Annotated in this window: 13 protein-coding genes; 8 read left to right on the forward strand and 5 right to left on the reverse strand. The window is 72.1% G+C overall.

Annotated features, from left to right (window positions below):
- The first annotated feature begins 38 nt into the window (after positions 1–38).
- Entirely contained in the window at positions 39–2,750 is a 2,712-nt protein-coding gene (gene polA / locus IE140_RS09340) for a DNA polymerase I (RefSeq protein WP_150194413.1), read from the forward strand.
- Between the two features lie 62 nt (positions 2,751–2,812).
- Here the strand turns inward: polA and IE140_RS09345 are convergent, their stop codons facing one another.
- Positions 2,813–3,682: a DUF4184 family protein gene (locus tag IE140_RS09345; RefSeq protein WP_093439973.1), complete on the reverse strand. Its 870-nt coding sequence runs from the start codon at positions 3,680–3,682 to the stop codon at positions 2,813–2,815.
- A 200-nt stretch (positions 3,683–3,882) separates the two neighbouring features.
- Between IE140_RS09345 and IE140_RS09350 the strand changes: the two genes are divergently transcribed.
- The 3 genes from IE140_RS09350 (at position 3,883) to pgfA (ending at position 6,960) form a co-directional block, all read left to right on the forward strand.
- Positions 3,883–5,676: a lytic transglycosylase domain-containing protein gene (locus tag IE140_RS09350; protein ID WP_150194411.1), complete on the forward strand. Its 1,794-nt coding sequence runs from the start codon at positions 3,883–3,885 to the stop codon at positions 5,674–5,676.
- 153 nt (positions 5,677–5,829) lie between these two features.
- Positions 5,830–5,967: an SPW_0924 family protein gene (locus IE140_RS09355; RefSeq protein WP_106969524.1), complete on the forward strand. Its 138-nt coding sequence runs from the start codon at positions 5,830–5,832 to the stop codon at positions 5,965–5,967.
- Between the two features lie 27 nt (positions 5,968–5,994).
- The gene (gene pgfA / locus IE140_RS09360; RefSeq protein ID WP_093439969.1) at positions 5,995–6,960 is read left to right on the forward strand and encodes a cell envelope lipid trafficking protein PgfA; all 966 of its coding nucleotides are present in this window, start codon (positions 5,995–5,997) and stop codon (positions 6,958–6,960) included.
- Here the strand turns inward: pgfA and hrpB are convergent.
- Both hrpB and IE140_RS09370 read right to left on the reverse strand, forming a co-directional pair.
- Entirely contained in the window at positions 6,947–9,550 is a 2,604-nt protein-coding gene (gene hrpB / locus IE140_RS09365; protein WP_189460272.1) for an ATP-dependent helicase HrpB, read from the reverse strand. The genes pgfA and hrpB overlap by 14 nt on opposite strands.
- A 38-nt stretch (positions 9,551–9,588) precedes the next feature.
- Positions 9,589–10,446 (reverse strand): class I SAM-dependent methyltransferase, encoded by an 858-nt coding sequence (locus tag IE140_RS09370; protein ID WP_189460273.1) that lies wholly within the window; start codon positions 10,444–10,446, stop codon positions 9,589–9,591.
- A 411-nt stretch (positions 10,447–10,857) separates the two neighbouring features.
- Here IE140_RS09370 and rpsA point away from each other — a divergent pair, with 411 nt between their 5' ends.
- Positions 10,858–12,372, forward strand: coding sequence for a 30S ribosomal protein S1 (gene rpsA, locus IE140_RS09375; RefSeq protein ID WP_006123726.1), 1,515 nt, complete (start codon positions 10,858–10,860; stop codon positions 12,370–12,372).
- Positions 12,373–12,473: 101 nt separating this feature from the next.
- Here the strand turns inward: rpsA and IE140_RS09380 are convergent, their stop codons facing one another.
- Positions 12,474–13,433: a right-handed parallel beta-helix repeat-containing protein gene (locus IE140_RS09380; RefSeq protein ID WP_150196721.1), complete on the reverse strand. Its 960-nt coding sequence runs from the start codon at positions 13,431–13,433 to the stop codon at positions 12,474–12,476.
- Between the two features lie 277 nt (positions 13,434–13,710).
- Between IE140_RS09380 and IE140_RS09385 the strand changes: the two genes are divergently transcribed.
- From IE140_RS09385 to IE140_RS09395, 3 genes are all read left to right on the forward strand, one after another.
- Positions 13,711–14,649, forward strand: coding sequence for a PAC2 family protein (locus IE140_RS09385; RefSeq protein WP_006123724.1), 939 nt, complete (start codon positions 13,711–13,713; stop codon positions 14,647–14,649).
- 31 nt (positions 14,650–14,680) lie between these two features.
- On the forward strand, positions 14,681–15,286 hold the full coding sequence (gene coaE, locus IE140_RS09390) for a dephospho-CoA kinase (protein WP_109178157.1): 606 nt from the start codon (positions 14,681–14,683) through the stop codon (positions 15,284–15,286).
- Between the two features lie 106 nt (positions 15,287–15,392).
- Positions 15,393–15,761, forward strand: a complete 369-nt coding sequence (locus IE140_RS09395) for a tetratricopeptide repeat protein (protein WP_006123722.1) — start codon at positions 15,393–15,395, stop codon at positions 15,759–15,761.
- A gap of 75 nt (positions 15,762–15,836) precedes the next feature.
- On the opposite strand, the gene IE140_RS09400 is transcribed toward IE140_RS09395, so the two are convergent.
- On the reverse strand, positions 15,837–17,024 hold the full coding sequence (locus IE140_RS09400) for a helix-turn-helix domain-containing protein (protein WP_150196720.1): 1,188 nt from the start codon (positions 17,022–17,024) through the stop codon (positions 15,837–15,839).
- Positions 17,025–17,055 lie beyond the last annotated feature (31 nt).

A 17,055-nucleotide genomic window follows, 5' to 3' on the forward strand; every position in this document is an offset into this window, starting at 1 on the left:
GGTCCGGATTGTCAGTGGTCCGTGGCAGGATCGGGGGCGTGGCTGAGACGGCATCGAAGAAGACGGCAGACAACCGACCGCGCCTGCTCCTCATGGACGGGCACTCCCTGGCGTACCGGGCGTTCTTCGCCCTGCCCGCGGAGAATTTCACGACGGCGGTGGGGCAGCCGACGAACGCCGTGTACGGCTTCATGTCGATGCTGGCGAACACCCTGCGTGACGAGGCCCCTACGCACTTCGCGGTCGCGTTCGACGTGTCCCGCAAGACCTGGCGGGCGCAGGAGTTCCCGGAGTACAAGGCGAACCGCTCCAAGACCCCCGACGAGTTCAAGGGGCAGGTCGAGCTGATCGGCGAGCTGCTGGACGCGATGCACGCGGACCGGTTCGCGGTGGACGGGTTCGAGGCGGACGACGTCATCGCGACGCTGGCGACCCAGGCCGAGGCGGCCGGGTTCGAGGTCCTGATCGTCACCGGCGACCGCGACTCCTTCCAGCTGATCACGGACAACGTGACCGTGCTGTACCCCACCAAGGGGGTCTCCGAGCTGACCCGGTTCACCCCGGAGAAGGTCGTCGAGAAGTACGGGCTCACCCCGCAGCAGTATCCGGACTTCGCCGCCCTGCGCGGCGACCCGTCGGACAACCTCCCGGGCATCCCCGGCGTCGGTGAGAAGACGGCCGCGAAGTGGATCAACCAGTTCGGTTCGTTCGCCGAGCTCGTCGAGCGGGCCGAGGAGGTCAAGGGCAAGGCCGGTCAGAATTTCCGCGACCACCTGGACGCGGTGAAGATGAACCGGGTGCTGACCGAGATGGTCCGGGACGTGGAGCTGCCCAAGACCCCGGCCGAGCTGGAGCGCGCCCCGTACGACCGCACGGCGGTCACCGGCGTCCTGGACATACTGGAGATCCGCAACCCGAGCCTGCGTGAGCGGCTCCTCGCCGTCGACCCGGGGGCGGCCGAGGCCGAGCCGCCCGCGCCCGCCGCCGGGATCGAGCTGGACGGGGCCGTGCTCGGCTCCGGCGAGGTCGCCGGCTGGCTGGAGGCGCACGGTGCGCAGCCGCTCGGCGTCATGACGGTCGACACCTGGTCGCTCGGGGCCGGCACGGTCACCGAGATCGCGCTCGCCGCCGCCGACGGGGCCGCCGCCTGGCTGGACCCGACACAGCTGGAGGAGGCCGACGAGCGGGCGTTCGCCGCCTGGGTGTCGGACCCGGCGCGCCCGAAGGTCCTGCACAACGCGAAGAACGTCATGCGGGTCCTCCCCGAGCACGGCTGGCAGCTCGAAGGCGTCACCATGGACACCGCGCTCGCCGCGTATCTGGTGAAGCCGGGCCGCCGGTCCTTCGCCCTGGACGCGCTGGCCGTGGAGTATCTGGGCCGCGAGCTGGCCCCGGCCGCCGCCTCCGACGGACAGCTCGCCTTCGGCGCCGACGACCGGGCCGAGCAGGACGCCCTGATGGCCCAGGCCCGCGCCGTCCTCGACCTGGGCGACGCGTTCACCACCCGGCTCAAGGAGGTCGGCGCGGCGGAGCTGCTCCACGACATGGAGCTGCCGACCTCCATCCTCCTGGCCCGCCTGGAGCGCCACGGCATCGCCGCTGACCGGGCCCATCTGGAAGGCATGGAGCAGCAGTTCGCCGGGACCGTGCAGCAGGCGGTGAAGGAGGCGCACGCGGCGGTCGGCCGCGAGTTCAACCTCGGATCGCCCAAGCAGCTCCAGGAGATCCTCTTCAACGAGCTGGGCCTGCCGAAGACGAAGAAGACCAAGACGGGATACACCACCGACGCGGACGCGCTGGCCTGGCTGGCCGCGCAGACCGAGCACGAGCTGCCGGTCCTGATGCTCCGCCACCGCGAGCAGGCCAAGCTGCGGGTCACCGTCGAGGGCCTGATCAAGACGATCGCCGCCGACGGCCGGATCCACACCACGTTCAACCAGACGGTCGCGGCGACCGGCCGGCTCTCCTCCACCGACCCGAACCTGCAGAACATCCCCGTCCGCACCGACGAGGGCCGGGCGATCCGCCGGGGCTTCGTCGTCGGCGACGGCTTCGAGACGCTGATGACGGCGGACTACAGCCAGATCGAACTGCGGGTCATGGCGCACCTCTCCGAGGACGCCGGTCTCATCGAGGCGTTCACCTCCGGCGAGGACCTGCACACCACGGTCGCCTCGCAGGTCTTCGGCGTCGAGAAGGACGCGGTCGACGCGGAGATGCGCCGCAAGATCAAGGCCATGTCCTACGGGCTGGCCTACGGCCTCTCCGCGTTCGGCCTCTCGCAGCAGCTGAACATCGACCCCGCCGAGGCCCGGGTGCTGATGGACACCTACTTCGAGCGGTTCGGCGGGGTACGGGACTATCTCCACCGGGTCGTCGAGGAGGCCAGGGCCACCGGCTACACGGAGACGATCCTCGGCCGCCGCCGCTACCTCCCCGACCTCAACAGCGACAACCGCCAGCGCCGGGAGGCCGCCGAGCGCATGGCGCTCAACGCCCCGATCCAGGGCACCGCCGCGGACATCGTGAAGGTCGCGATGCTCCGCGTGGACAAGGCGCTGACCGAGGCCGGGCTGACCTCCCGGATGCTGCTCCAGGTCCACGACGAAATCGTCCTGGAGATCGCGAAGGGCGAGCGGAAGCAGGTCGAGGAGATCCTGCGCCACGAGATGGCGAACGCCGTCGAGCTGCGCGCCCCGCTCGACGTCTCCGTCGGCGTCGGCAAGGACTGGGAGTCCGCCGCGCACTGAGTTACGGACACCAGGGGCGGGCCCGGAACCATGGTTCCGGGCCCGCCCCTTGCTCTCTGCCGCTAACCCCGGCCGGCCGGTGCCTCTGTACGGGGTTCCTCCGGTACGGACACGGGCCCGCCGGGTCCCCGCGTCCTCCGCCGCAGCAGCATCCACACCCCGTACAGCAGCAGTCCGGCCGCCAGCCCCGCGCCCGCGCCGAAGCAGGCCGTGGGGATGATGTCGAGGGGGCTCTCCACCCGGCCGAAGTGCGCGTACCAGCGGGCGCACCGGTGGACGACACCGGCCAGTACGCACAGCGCCAGCAGACCGAGCGCCCCGCGCCGCTCGCGGCGGCCGAGCACCGGCACCTCCACGGGCACGGGGGCGGTCGTGGTCCGGCGCAGCCCGGTGGCGACGAACCAGCCGATGACCACGAGGGCCAGCGCCGAACTCCCGTACTGCACGAACTGGAACACCGGGAAGCCGCCGACGCTCCGGTTCAGGAACGGCAGCAGCTCCGTGCCCCACCGGCTGTGGTGGGTGAACGCGTCCCACACCACATGCGTGGCCGCGCCCAGCGCACCCGAGACGGCGAACCACAGCCAGGCGGAAGGACCGAACGAGGCCCGCGTCCACCGCTGCCCCCGGACGAACGCGTGCACCCGGCCCCGTACCCGTACGGGCAGCAGCGCCACCAGCGGCTCCCGCAGCAGCGCCCACACCGCGACCAGCACGGCGGCTATGGCCACGTTCACCGTGAGGACCCCGGCGAAGGTGTGCGTGAACGACCCGAACTCCATCGCCCCGGGGACCACCGTGTCCGCGAAATAGGTGATGTCGGGCGCGAACGAACCGGCGACGAGGGCCGAGGGGAACAGCGGCCACCGGCCGGTCCCGTTCCGGCGGATCGCCGGGAGCACGGCGGCTGCATGACTGAGCGTGAACGGCATGGCGGCAAGTATGCGGGACCGCCGGGGCACCCTTCCGTGGCCCGCCGGACAACGTGCGCCACCACGTGCGCCCGCGAACGTGAAAAAACAGTAAGAAGCGGTCAGCCCTCGGTGCCTGGGCGACAGAAGGTGCCGTAGGGTCGCTGGAGTCGTTGCGCTGGGGAGCGCGAGCAGCCTTCGAGGGGGAGGGACCGGAACGTATGGCAGCGCACATGCGCCGACGTCTGCGCAAGGGAGCCACGACCACCGCGATAGCGGCGGCCGCCGTTGCGGCACTCGCGGCCTCGCAGGCGCCCGCGGCGACCCTGGCCGACGGATCCGCGGGCAGCGGCGATCCGAAGGCGGCGGGCGAGGACACCGCGAGCGGCGAGACCGATGGCGCCGCCACCGGCAACTCGCCCTACTACACGGACCTTCCGCCCCTGGTCACACCCGACCGGCCCGGTTCGTCCAGCGGCCTTCCGGCGGCAGGCAGTGCGGAAGCGGGCATTCCCGCCTCGGTCCTCGCCGCCTACAAGCAGGCCGAGCGGACCGTCGCGACCACCGACCCCTCCTGCCGGCTGCCCTGGCAACTCCTCGCCGCGATCGGCAAGGTCGAGTCCGGCCAGGCCCGCGGCGGCCGCGTCGACGCGAACGGCACCGCCAGCCCCCGCATCCTCGGCCCGGCCCTCAACGGCCAGGGCTTCGCGCTGATCAAGGACACCGACGGCGGGGCGTACGACGGCGACGCGGTCCACGACCGCGCGGTCGGCCCGATGCAGTTCATCCCCTCGACCTGGGCCTCCTGGGGTCAGGACGCCAACGGCGACGGCCGCAAGGACCCCAACAACATCTACGACGCGGCGCTCGCCGCCGGCCGCTACCTCTGCGCCAACGACCGGGATCTGGCCCTGGCCGCCGACCTCGACCAGGCCGTACTGAGCTACAACCGGTCGACGGAGTACCTGCGCACGGTCCGCTCCTGGTACTCCTACTACCAGCGCGGTACGCACGAGATCCCCGACGGCACCGGCACGCTCCCCAGCACCCCGAGCACGCCCACCCCGAGCCCGCGTCCGGGCACCGGTTCGGGCCCGAGCGCCACCCCGAGCCCGTCTCCCTCCCCGTCCAAGCCCGGCGGCAAGCCGAGCCCGGACCCCACGAAGCCCGGTGGCGGAGGCTCCACCAGCCCGACGCCGAAGCCGCCGACCCCCAAGCCCACGCCGCCGTCCGAGACCTTCGGCTCCCTGGAGAACGCGGGCACAGGCCCGCTGCGCGCCACCGCGGGCCAGGCGTTCGACGAGCGGGTCTCCGTCCGCGCCCGCAACGCGCTCGGCGCCCCGCTCGCCAAGGTGCCCGTCACCTTCACCGTCACCGGCGGCACCGGCACCCTCTTCGCCGGCGGCAAGAAGACCGTCATGGTACGGACCGGGGCCGACGGCACCGCCACCGCGCCCGAGCTCCAGGCCGGCGAGAAGGCCGGGGAGTTCACCGTGACCGCCGTCGCGGGCACCGGCCGGCCGCGCACCCTGACGTACGCGGCGACCGTCACCGCCCGCCAGGCCGACGCGATCGCCCGTACCGACGAGAAGGCGCTCGTCGCCGCCCCCGGTGAGAAGTTCGCGGACGCCGTCACGGTCGAGGCGACCTACAAGGACGTCGCGGCGGCCGGAGTGGCCGTCACCGCCACCATGGTCAAGGACCGCCTGGGCGTCATCGACAACGACAAGGGCCCCTACTTCAAGGACGCGGACGGCGAGCCGGTCCGCACCCTCACCGGCCTGACGACGGACGACGAGGGGCAGCTGCGGCTCCCGGAGATCTTCGCCGACGACAACGAGGGCACGTACCTGCTGCGCCTCACCACCGAGGGCGGCGCCTCGGTCGTCATCGAACTCACGGTCAAGGCCACGGAGGAGACGACTCCGGAAGAGCCGGCACCGGGCGGGACGACCGCTCCGGAACCGGCCGAGACCCCCGACGCGACGGAGCCCCCCGCGGCCATCAAGCCCTGACGCCGCCCCACCGCACGACCACCGCACAGCCCCTCGGCCCGGCCGAGGGGCTGTCCGCTTCTGTTCTCATCTCGCGCCCCGGTTGCTACGGTGCCCCAGCCCTGACGGCCCATCAGGCCGCCGTCGCCGGACCACCGCCCCGGGAGGCCGAGCATGCGTGCCCTCGTCGCCGCCGCCATCGGACTGGCCGCCGCCCTCGCGCTCGTGTTCACCGTCTCCGCCGTCGGTTCCCCGGCCGGGGAGACCTCGCCGAAACCCCTGCTGACCACCGTCCCGGGACCGAAGAGATAGCCGCCGCAGAGGGAAGAGGTCACCACCATGCGCCGCCGAGCCGGTCTCGTACTCCTGGCCTTCGCCGTGTTCTTCGCCGCCCTGTCACCCCTGCTGCGCTGGTACGCCTTCCCGCGCCTGGCCAAGATCCCGCCGAGCCAGTACCAGGAAGTCGTCCTGGAGGCGAAGCCCGCCGTCCTCCTCGACTACTCCACCCTCAAGGCGAAGAAGGTCGAGAAGGTCACCATCGTCCAGACGCTCAAGGGCAATGTGGAGGAGTCCGAGAAGATCGAACGCAGCGCCGGACGCGACGTCGTCGTCTGGGACGCGCTCTCCTACATCGAGGGCCCCGACGGCAAGACGGTCTCCGCCATCCCCGAACGCTACATCTTCGACGCCCACACCCAGGCCCCCGTCAACGCCACCGGCGAGATGGTCGACGGCGACCCGGTCCGCCGCGAGGGCATCGAGTTCAAGTGGCCCTTCCTCACCGAGAAACGGGACTACCAGTACTTCGACGCCCAGACCCGCACCACCGCCCCCATCCACTACAAGGGCACCCGCACCTTCCGCGGCCTGGAGGTCTACTACTTCGAGCAGACCATCCCGTGGACCAAGGTCCCCATGCCGAAGAAGATGCCCATCGAGGGCATCACCGCCGAGCAGATCGCGCAGACCGGCATGACCCGCTGGTACACCACCAAGCGGATGTTCTGGGTCGACCCGGTCACCGGAGCCCCCGTCAACGGCGAGGAGATCCACCGGGAAGAGCTGCGCGACGCCAAGAAGATGGGCATGTCCGAGGACACCGTCACCGCGTTCTCCGGCCATGTGAAGATGCGCGAGGACTACATCGTGGACACCGTCGACCTGGTGAAGTCCCAGCGCGTCCTGGTCCTCCTCCTCACCTCGTACCTGCCCTGGGGCTTCCTGGGACTCGGCATCGGACTGGCCGCACTCGCCCTCTGGCTGGAGGCGCGGTCCCGGCGGCCGGAGAGTCCTACGAACGCTTGAGCCTCGCCGTGGTGTACCGCGTCGCCGGTACGGTCGCGGGGTCCTCCGGCCACGGATGCTTCGGGTAGCGGCCGCGCAGCTCCGCCCGCACCGCCTTGTAGCCCTCCCGCCAGAACGACGCCAGGTCCGCGGTGACGGCCGCGGGGCGTCCGGCGGGGGAGAGGAGGTGCACCAGGACCGGGACCCCGGCCACCCGGGGCGTCTCGGCCAGCCCGAACAACTCCTGGAGCTTCACGGCAAGCACGGGCTGCTCCCCGCCGTACTCCACGCGGATCCGGGACCCGCTCGGCACCTCGATCCGCTCCGGCGCCAGCTCGTCCAGCCGGGCCGCATCGCCGGTCGCCCAGGGCAGCAGCCGGCGCAGCGCCTGACCCGCGTCGATCCGGCCCAGATCGGAGCGCCGCCGGGCCCGTGACAGCTCGGGCTCCAGCCATGCGTCCGGGTCCGACAGCAACGCCCCGTCCGACACGTCCGGCCACGGCGCCCCCAGCACCCGGTGCAGGAACGCCAGGCGCGACCGCAGCTGCTCGGTGTCCCGGTTCCAGCGCAGGAGCCTGGGCCCCTCGCGCCGCAACCCCTCCACCAGGGCCCCGCGCACCAGCTCCGGATCGGGCTGCTTCAGCGGCCGTACCGCCAGCTCCACCGCCCCCAGCCGGTCCACGGACCGGGCCACGACCTCGCCGTCCACCCAGCGGACCTCCTCGCCCCGCACCCGCAGATGCCCGGCGGCCGCCAGCGCGGTGTCCTCGTCGAGCACCGCCGCCAGCCGCACCCGGGCCGAGGCCGCGTGGGCGGGCCGGTCCGCGACCGCCACGGCCAGCCAGGGCGAGCGGCGCAGCGGCGACCCCTCCCGCAGCTCCGCGCCCGTGCCCGACGCCATCAGGAACGCCCCGTCACCCCGGGCCCGCGCCACCCGCTCGGGGAATGCCAGAGCGGCGACGAGCCCGACGACGGCATCGTCGGAGCGACCCTCGCCGGAGCCGGAGCCGGAGCCGGAGCCGGAGCCGGAGCCGGAGCCGGAGCCAGAACCGGAACCGGAACCGGAGCCTGGCGCGGCCCCGGAGCCCGGCGATCTCCCGGAGCCGGAGCCGTCCACCTGACCCGACAGCCGCCGCACCTCCTGCTTCCAGCGCGCCGCGTACCCGTCCTGGCCCCGGCGGGCGGCCCGCAGCGCCGCCGCGAGATCGTCCCCGTACTCCCTCGGCGGCTCCTCGCTCAGCAGCGCCACCACCTCAGCCGCCCGCCGTGCCCCCACCTCCGCGGCCCCGTCCAGCAGCGCCCGCGCCAGCCGGGGGTGCAGCCCGAGCCGGGACATCCGTACGCCGCGCTCGGTGACCCGGCCGCCGCCGTCCACCGCGCCGATCGCCCCCAGCACCTCCCGGGCCGCGCCCATCGCCCCGGCCGGCGGCGGGTCCAGCAGGGCGAGCGAGGAGGCGTCCGGATCGCCCCAGCACGCCGCCTGGAGCGCGAACGCCGCGAGGTCGGCCACCTTGATCTCCGGGGCCGGGAAGCGCGCGAGCCGCCCGTCCTCGGCCTGGTCCCAGCACCGGTACACCGCCCCCGGAGCCTCCCGCCCCGCCCGCCCGGCGCGCTGCCGGCCGGCCGCCTGGGACGCCCGTACGGTCGTCAGGGCGCTCAGCCCCCGGGCATGGTCGGTCCGGGGTTCGCGCGCGAGGCCCGAGTCGACGACGATCCGCACGCCCGGCACCGTCAGCGAGGACTCCGCCACCGAGGTCGCCAGCACCACCCGTCGTACGCCGGACGACCCGGCCAGCACCGCGTCCTGCACGGCGGCCGGGGCCCGCCCGTGCACCTGGAGCACCTCCGCGTCCACTCCGGCGAGCTGCCCCGCCACCCGGCCGATCTCCCCGACGCCGGGCAGGAAGCAGAGCACGTCCCCCTCCCGCTCGGTCAGCGCCCGCCGAACGGTCGCCGCCACATGTGTCAGCAGCGCCGGATCGACCCTCATCCCGTGCGGTGGCTTCACCGGCCGCGCGGGCGGCGCCCAGAGGACCTCCACCGGGTACGCGACCCCCTCGGCCTCGACGACCGGGGCATCGCCCAGCAGCCGCGCCCAGCCCTCCGCGTCCGTCGTCGCGGACGCCGCCACCAGCCGCAGATCCGGCCGGATCGCCTCCCGTACGTCCAGGAGGAAGGCCGCGACCGTGTCCGCGTCCAGGTGCCGCTCGTGGCACTCGTCGATGATCACCACGTCGATCCCGGGCAACTCCTGGTCGCGCTGGAGCCGCTGGAGGAGCACCCCGGTGGTCACGACCTCCACCACCGTCTCCCGCCCCACCACGCGCTCGCCGCGCACCGTGAAGCCGACCCGTTCGCCCGGCCGCTCGCCCAGCAGCCAGGCCATCCGCCGCGCCGCCGCCCGTGCGGCGATCCGGCGCGGCTCGGCGACCAGGACCCGGCGTACCGGCCCGTTGCCGGTCAGCCCGGCCAGCACCAGCGGGACGAGCGTCGTCTTGCCGGTGCCGGGCGGGGCGCACAGGACGGCGACGCCCCGGTCGTCGAGTGCCCGCTCCAGGGCGGGCACGGCGGTGCGGACGGGCAGGCGGTCCAGGGCTTCGGTACGGATCACGCCCCCAGTGTCGTACGGGGCGGACGCGGTCCGGACGGTCAGTCCCGCTCGCACACGAAGATCGCCGTGCCAGGGATCAGGTTGCCCCGCAGCGGGGACCAGCCGCCCCACTCCTGGTTGTTCCAGGCGGGCCATTCCGGTTCGACCAGGTCGACCAGTCGGAAACCGCCCGCGACCACGTCCCGGACCCGGTCGCCGAGCGTGCGGTGGTGTTCCACATAGACGGCGTTGCCCGCCTCGTCCTGCTCGACGTAGGGGACGCGGTCGAAGTAGGAGGCGGCGACGGAGAGCCCTTCGGGCCCGGGCTCGTCCGGGAACGCCCAGCGGATCGGGTGCGTCACCGAGAACACCCACCGCCCGCCGGGCCGCAGCACCCGGTGGACCTCGCGGAAGACCCGCACGGGGTCGGCGACGAACGGCACCGCCCCGTACGCGGAGCAGGCCAGGTCGAAGGAGCCGCCCCGGAACGGCAGCCGGCCCGCGTCCGCCTCCACCAGGGGCAGGCCCTCGCCGATGCGCAGGGCGTGCTGGAGCTGGCGGTGGGAGAGGTCCAGCGCCACCGGGCGGGCGCCCCGGGCGGCCAGCCAGCGCGAGCACTGGGCGGCCCCGGCCCCGATCTCCAGGACGTCCAGCCCCTTGAGGGACGCCGCGGGCCCCAGCAGACCCGCCTCGGCCTCGTCGAGCCCCTCCGGGCCCCAGACGAAGCGGTCGTCCCCCAGGAAGCCGCCGTGGTCGCTCTGGTACTCGTCGGCGTTGCGGTCCCACCAGCCGCGGCTGGCCCGGCTGCTCTCGGCCTCGTCCGCCGCGCGGCGTGTGGCCTCCGGCTCCGGAGACCCTGTGGGCTCTGCGGGTTCTCCGGGTTCCGAGGAGTAGGTCCCGTGGATCTCTTGGCTCATCGTGCCCGTCGTTGTAGTTTGCCTTCACCCGCCGCGTGCGGTCCGTACCAGGGGGCGTACCTCCCGGAGGTACGGACGCGTCCTGTGGCGCCGTGCCGTGGTGTTCTCGGGCCCATGTGGCCTCGGAGAACACGAGTTGCGCCGGGAATGGGGCGATGTGCCCCGGGTGTGCGCCTTCGCGCATTGACCCTGTCCGGCTGCCCCCGTATGCTACAAGTTGCGCTGCGAGCCTGCGCGCCTCAGACCTAGCAGGCCGCGCTCGCGTCTGTTGCATGTCCCCTCGGTTGTCGAGGCGCCTCTCCGGAAACGGATTGCGCGCTTTCCAGGCTGTCCGGCTTCTGCAGATGGCGATACGGGCTTTCGGCGTAGCAGTACCTACGACTCTCTGTCCGTACCGGAGCCCTTTCCCACATGACGAGCAGCACCGAGACCACCGCCACCACTCCGCAGGTTGCGGTCAACGACATCGGCGACGCGGACGCGTTCCTCGCGGCGATCGACGAGACGATCAAGTACTTCAACGACGGCGATATCGTTGACGGTGTCATCGTCAAGGTTGACCGGGACGAGGTTCTCCTCGACATCGGTTACAAGACCGAAGGTGTCATCCCGAGCCGCGAGCTCTCGATCAAGCACGACGTCGACCCGAACGAGGTCGTCAAGGTCGGCGACGAGATCGAGGCCCTGGTTCTCCAGAAGGAGGACAAGGAAGGCCGCCTGATCCTCTCGAAGAAGCGCGCTCAGTACGAGCGTGCCTGGGGCACCATCGAGAAGATCAAGGAAGAGGACGGCATCGTCACCGGTACCGTCATCGAGGTCGTCAAGGGTGGTCTCATCCTCGACATCGGCCTCCGCGGCTTCCTCCCGGCGTCGCTCGTCGAGATGCGTCGTGTCCGCGACCTCCAGCCCTACGTGGGCAAGGAGCTCGAGGCGAAGATCATCGAGCTGGACAAGAACCGCAACAACGTGGTCCTGTCCCGCCGTGCCTGGCTCGAGCAGACCCAGTCCGAGGTTCGCCAGACGTTCCTCACCACCCTGCAGAAGGGTCAGGTCCGCTCCGGCGTCGTCTCCTCGATCGTCAACTTCGGTGCCTTCGTGGACCTGGGTGGCGTCGACGGTCTCGTGCACGTCTCCGAGCTGTCCTGGAAGCACATCGACCACCCCTCCGAGGTTGTCGAGGTCGGCCAGGAAGTCACCGTCGAGGTCCTCGACGTCGACATGGACCGCGAGCGCGTCTCCCTGTCGCTCAAGGCGACGCAGGAAGACCCGTGGCAGCAGTTCGCCCGTACGCACCAGATCGGTCAGGTCGTCCCGGGTAAGGTCACCAAGCTCGTTCCGTTCGGTGCGTTCGTCCGCGTCGACGAGGGCATCGAGGGTCTGGTCCACATCTCCGAGCTGGCCGAGCGCCACGTGGAGATCCCGGAGCAGGTCGTCCAGGTCAACGACGAGATCTTCGTCAAGGTCATCGACATCGACCTCGAGCGTCGTCGCATCAGCCTCTCGCTGAAGCAGGCCAACGAGTCCTTCGGTGGCGACCCGGCCTCGGTCGAGTTCGACCCGACGCTGTACGGCATGGCCGCGTCGTACGACGACCAGGGCAACTACATCTACCCCGAGGGCTTCGACCCCGAGACCAACGACTGGCTCGAGGGCTTCGAGGCGCAGCGCGAGGTCTGGGAGACCCAGTACGCCGAGGCGCAGCAGCGCTTCGAGCAGCACCAGGCCCAGGTCATCAAGTCCCGCGAGGCCGACGAGGCCGCTGCGGCCGAGGGTGCTGCCGCCCCGGCCGGCGCTGCTCCGGCCGCCTCCGGCGGCAGCGGTGGCGGCGGTTCGTACTCCTCGGAGTCGGCGGACAACTCCGGCGCCCTGGCGTCGGACGAGGCCCTTGCCGCGCTGCGCGAGAAGCTCGCGGGCGGCCAGAGCTGACGCTCCGGACCCCGGCGGCTCATCGGCTGCGGTAGCTGCAGAGAGCGGTGAGTGAGGCCCGCCCCCTTCGGGGGGCGGGCCTCACTCGCGTGTTCAGATCTTCATGGTGTGACGGCGATGTTGGTCAGACCCTTGCCGCCGGTGACGGTATTGCTCGCGTAGACGGTGGTGCGGCAACTGGAGCTGTTGTTGGTCACGTTGATGGCGAGCTGCCTGTCGCCGGTGGCCCCGGTCAGGTTCGAGGAGTTGTTCCGGAAGACGGTGCCGCAGCCCCAGCCGCTCTGCTGAGTGTGCGTCTCGTAGCCGTTGTTGGTGGTGCGGGACCCCTTGTTGCCCTCGACCAGGACGTTGTTGCCCTTCACATCGACCCAGGAGTCGTCGTAGTTGGCGCCGGTCAGGCCGCGGCCGTCGAAGGTGTTGCCGATGATCCGCGCACCGGTCGTTCCCTCCTTGATGTCGATGGACTCGCCGCCGACGTCCGGCCCGATGGTGTTGTTCAGGATCTGCGCGTTGTCGCTCCGGTCGGAGAGATCGCCGGCCGAACCGACGTACACGCCCTCGCCCATGCCGCGCCCGTTCTGCCCGGTGTCGTAGATCCGGGAGTTCTTCAGTACGCCGTCGCCCGAGGACTTACGGAAGTGGACGCCCTCCATGTCGAGGTCGTGCACGGTTACCGAGTCGATCACGACACCGTTCGCCGTGTCGGCCATGATGCCCTTCTGTCCGCCCTTGATCGTGACCCCGTGGACCGTCCAGTACGAGGCGCCGTTCAGGTGCAGCCCGTAGCCGCCACCCGCGGTGAGGACCGCCCTGCTGGAGCCGGTGAGGATGATCCGCGCGCCGGAGGTGCCGGGCCGGGTCGCCTTGAAGTTGCCGGTGTACGTGCCGTCGGCGAGCCGGATCGTGTCGCCGGGGGAGACGGTGGTGAGCGCCGACTTGAGCTGGGCGGCGGTGCTCACGTCGATGACCGCGGCGTTCGCCGGCCCGGCGCCGGCCAGGGTGAGACCACCGGCGGCCAGGGCGGCGGCGAGCAGGACGGCGAGGGGGGAGCGGGTGCGCATGGGGGGTGCCTTCCCGTCGAAGGGGTCCAGGTGTTCTCGTACATGAATGCGGGATGTGTGTCTGAACGTGCTGCCCAGTGACGGTAGGGACGGCGGCGGGGCGCGTCAAGGTCTGGACCAGGATCGGCGGGGGCGGTGCCGGAAGCGATGAAGCGGCTTCGCCCCACCGGCAACTGACGTGCCGTGACCCGCTGCCGCAGGGGAAAGATCAGCGCGCGGGGAATGCCCGTGCCGCCGGTCGTGTTCTTGTCTAGGAACACGAGGAGGAGCGGTAACCGTGCCTGATCCGCAGAGTTTGTACGAATGGGAGCCGAAGGGCCTGGCCGTCGTCGACATGGCGTTGGCGCAGGAGTCGGCCGGCCTGGTCATGCTCTACCACTTCGACGGCTACATCGACGCGGGTGAGACCGGCGAGCAGATCGTCGACGGCCTGCTGGAGACGCTGCCGCACCAGGTCGTGGCACGTTTCGACCACGACCGGCTCGTCGACTACCGCGCACGGCGCCCCCTGCTCACCTTCCGGCGCGACCGCTGGGCGTCCTTCGAGGCTCCCGCCCTGGAGGTCCGGGTCGTCCAGGACGCCACCGGAGCGCCCTTCCTGCTGCTCTCGGGCCCGGAGCCGGACGTGGAGTGGGAGCGGTTCGCCGCCGCCGTCGAGCAGATCGTCGAGCGCCTCGGCGTCCGGCTCGCGGTGAACTTCCACGGCATCCCCATGGGCGTCCCGCACACCCGCCCCGTCGGCATCACCCCGCACGGCAACCGCACCGACCTGATGCCCGGCCACCGCAGCCCCTTCGACGAGGCCCAGGTGCCCGGCTCCGCCGAGGCCCTCGTGGAGTACCGGCTGATGGAGGCCGGTCACGACGTTCTCGGGGTCGCCACCCACGTACCGCACTACGTGGCCCGCTCCGCCTACCCGGACGCCGCGCTCACCGCACTGGAGGCGATCACCGCCGCGACCGGTCTGGTGCTGCCCGCCCTCGCACACTCCCTGCGCACCGAGGCGCACCGCACCCAGACCGAGATCGACCGGCAGATCGGCCAGGGCGACGAGGAGCTCGTCTCGCTCGTCGAGGGCCTTGAGCACCAGTACGACGCCGTCGCCGGCTCCGAGACGCGCGGCAACCTCGTCGCCGAGCCGGTCGACCTGCCGTCCGCCGACGAGATCGGCCGCGAGTTCGAGCGGTTCCTCGCCGAGCGGGAGGGCGAGGGCTGAGGGCCCGGGACGGGCCCGTAGGCTGCGGCCCATGCTGAAAGTGGGCCTGACCGGCGGTATCGGCGCCGGCAAGAGCGAAGTGTCGCGGCTGCTCGTCTCGTACGGTGCCGTCCTCATCGACTCCGACCTGATCGCCCGCGAGGTCGTCGAGCCCGGAACGCCCGGACTCGCGGCCGTCGTCGAGGAGTTCGGGCCGGGCGTCCTGACCGCCGAAGGCACCCTGGACCGCCCGGCGCTCGGTGCGCTCGTCTTCGCCGACGACGAGCGGCGGGCCGCCCTCAACGCGATCGTTCACCCCCTGGTGGGTGCCCGCGCGGCCGAACTGGAACGGGCGGCTCCCAAGGACGCCGTCGTCGTCCACGACGTCCCCCTCCTCACCGAGAACGGGCTCGCCTCCTTCTACGACCTGGTCGTGGTCGTCGACGCCTCCGCCGAGACCCAGCTCCACCGGCTGGTGACGCTGCGCGGAATGACCGAGTCCGACGCCCGTGCCAGGATGGCCGCCCAGGCCACCCGGGAGGAGCGCCGGGCCGTCGCCGACCTGATCGTGGACAACGACGGGCCACGGGAGGCGCTGGAGACCCGGGTCCGCGAGGTCTGGGACGAACTGGTCCGCAGGGCCGCCACCGCCCGCTGAGCGAGGCCGGCGGGAGCGCTCCGGCCGGAATAGCGCAGCCGGGGCGGACGGTTGACACGCGCGAGGCGATCGCCAGGCGATCGCGAGGAGAGGGAAGGACGCGACCGTGCCCGAGAGGAACCCGGAGACCGACGTCATCGACTTCCGGGCGGCCGAGCACCTGCTCGACGCCCGGGACCCCCGGGGTGCCGTCAAGCTCCTCGACTCGGTGATCGCCGCCCACCCGGAGAACACCGCCGCCCGGCTGCTGAGGGCCCGCGCCTTCTTCGCCGCCGCCCAACTGCGCCCCGCCGAGCTGGAATTCGAGCTGGTCCTGGAGCGCGAGCCGGACAACGCGTTCGCCCACTTCGCCCTGGCCCGCACCTTCGAACGGTCCGGGAACCCGGAGCGGGCGACCCGCCACTTCCGCCTGGCGGCGGCGCTGGACCCGAAGCCGGAGTACCTGCGGGCGGCGAAGTTCGACGAGCGGGACTGACGGGACGACGGCCCGCATCCCGGACGGGGTGACGGCCCGAACCCTTCGGGAGCAGCCTGCCCCGACTCCGTACGGTCAGCCGGTCGCCAGGGCGGCCGATGTGTCGATCAGGGCGAGCTGACCGGGCCCGGCCCCGCGGGGCCGGGCCTCCGCCACGAATCGGGCCAGCTCGGCGCGGAGCGTGGCGGAGTCGAGGAGTCTGATCGTGGGCAGGGCGGCGTCCACGATCCGGCACGCGTCGTCGAGCCGGTCGATGCCGGCCAGGGCTGTCGCCTGCCGTACCGCGAAGCGCGCCCTGGAGTTGCTGTCCGACGGAACGGCCGGTCCGGACGCGGACGCGAAGAGATCGGCGGCCGGGCCGAAGCGGCGCAGGCCGAGCAGGCAGGAGGCTTCGAGCAGATGTGAGCTGCCGTTCCCGATGCGCGGGCCCCAGTGCGGCGGGGTGCCGCCGGCGTCCTCGGCGGCGTGGCTCCGGAACCGCTCCAACGCGGCCCGGCAGGCTCCGACGTCACCGCGGCTTGCATGACCCAGAGCCGCGCGCCGTGCGGCGTGGGCGCGGATCACCGGGTCCGCCGCCGGGTGCCGGGCCGCCTGATCCGCGAATCCGATCGCCGCACCGGGGTCGCCGCGGTGCTGGGCGATGAACGCCTTGCGGGTCAGGGCGTACGCGGCGACCGTCTCGTCCCCGCCGTCCGCACCCCAGCGGACCGCGAGATTCGTCCAGCGCAAGGCCTCCGCGGAGTTTCCCGCCTCCTGCGCCATCCACCCCGTGTACTCGGCGAACCTCGACGCCAGCAACCAGATCTCGGCACGCTGCTCGCCGACGGCGCGCTGTCCGGTGTCCGTCAGAATGCGGATGATCGATGTGATCGAAGCGGTGACGAACCTCGGTCCGGTCGACCTGCCGATGCCCTTCAACTCTTCGAGAACCCGCTCGTACCCGGCGATCACCGGGCCGGAGTCGACGACGCTGTCGTCCCGGGTGCCGCGGCGCCCGGACCCGGCCAGCTCGACCAGTTCCCCGTCGGCGCCGAAGGCCGCGTCGCAGGCCGCCGCCACGGCGGGCGAAGGGTTGCGGAGTCCGCTCTCCAGATTGCAGATCTGCCCCTCGGACACGTTCGCCCGGCGGGCGACCTCACGCACACTCCAGCCGCGACGTGCCCGAAGCGTGGCCAGGACGACGCCGAAGTCGCCCGGCGGTAGCCGCGTGCCACCGGATGCCCCCGCCGAGACCGTCCCCGCTGCGCGCTCCACCGCATCCATACCCGCCAGCGTACGGAGACGTACGGCAGCT

The sequence above is a fragment of the Streptomyces parvus genome (assembly GCF_014648875.1).
GTDB classification, from domain to species: Bacteria; Actinomycetota; Actinomycetes; order Streptomycetales; family Streptomycetaceae; genus Streptomyces; species Streptomyces parvus.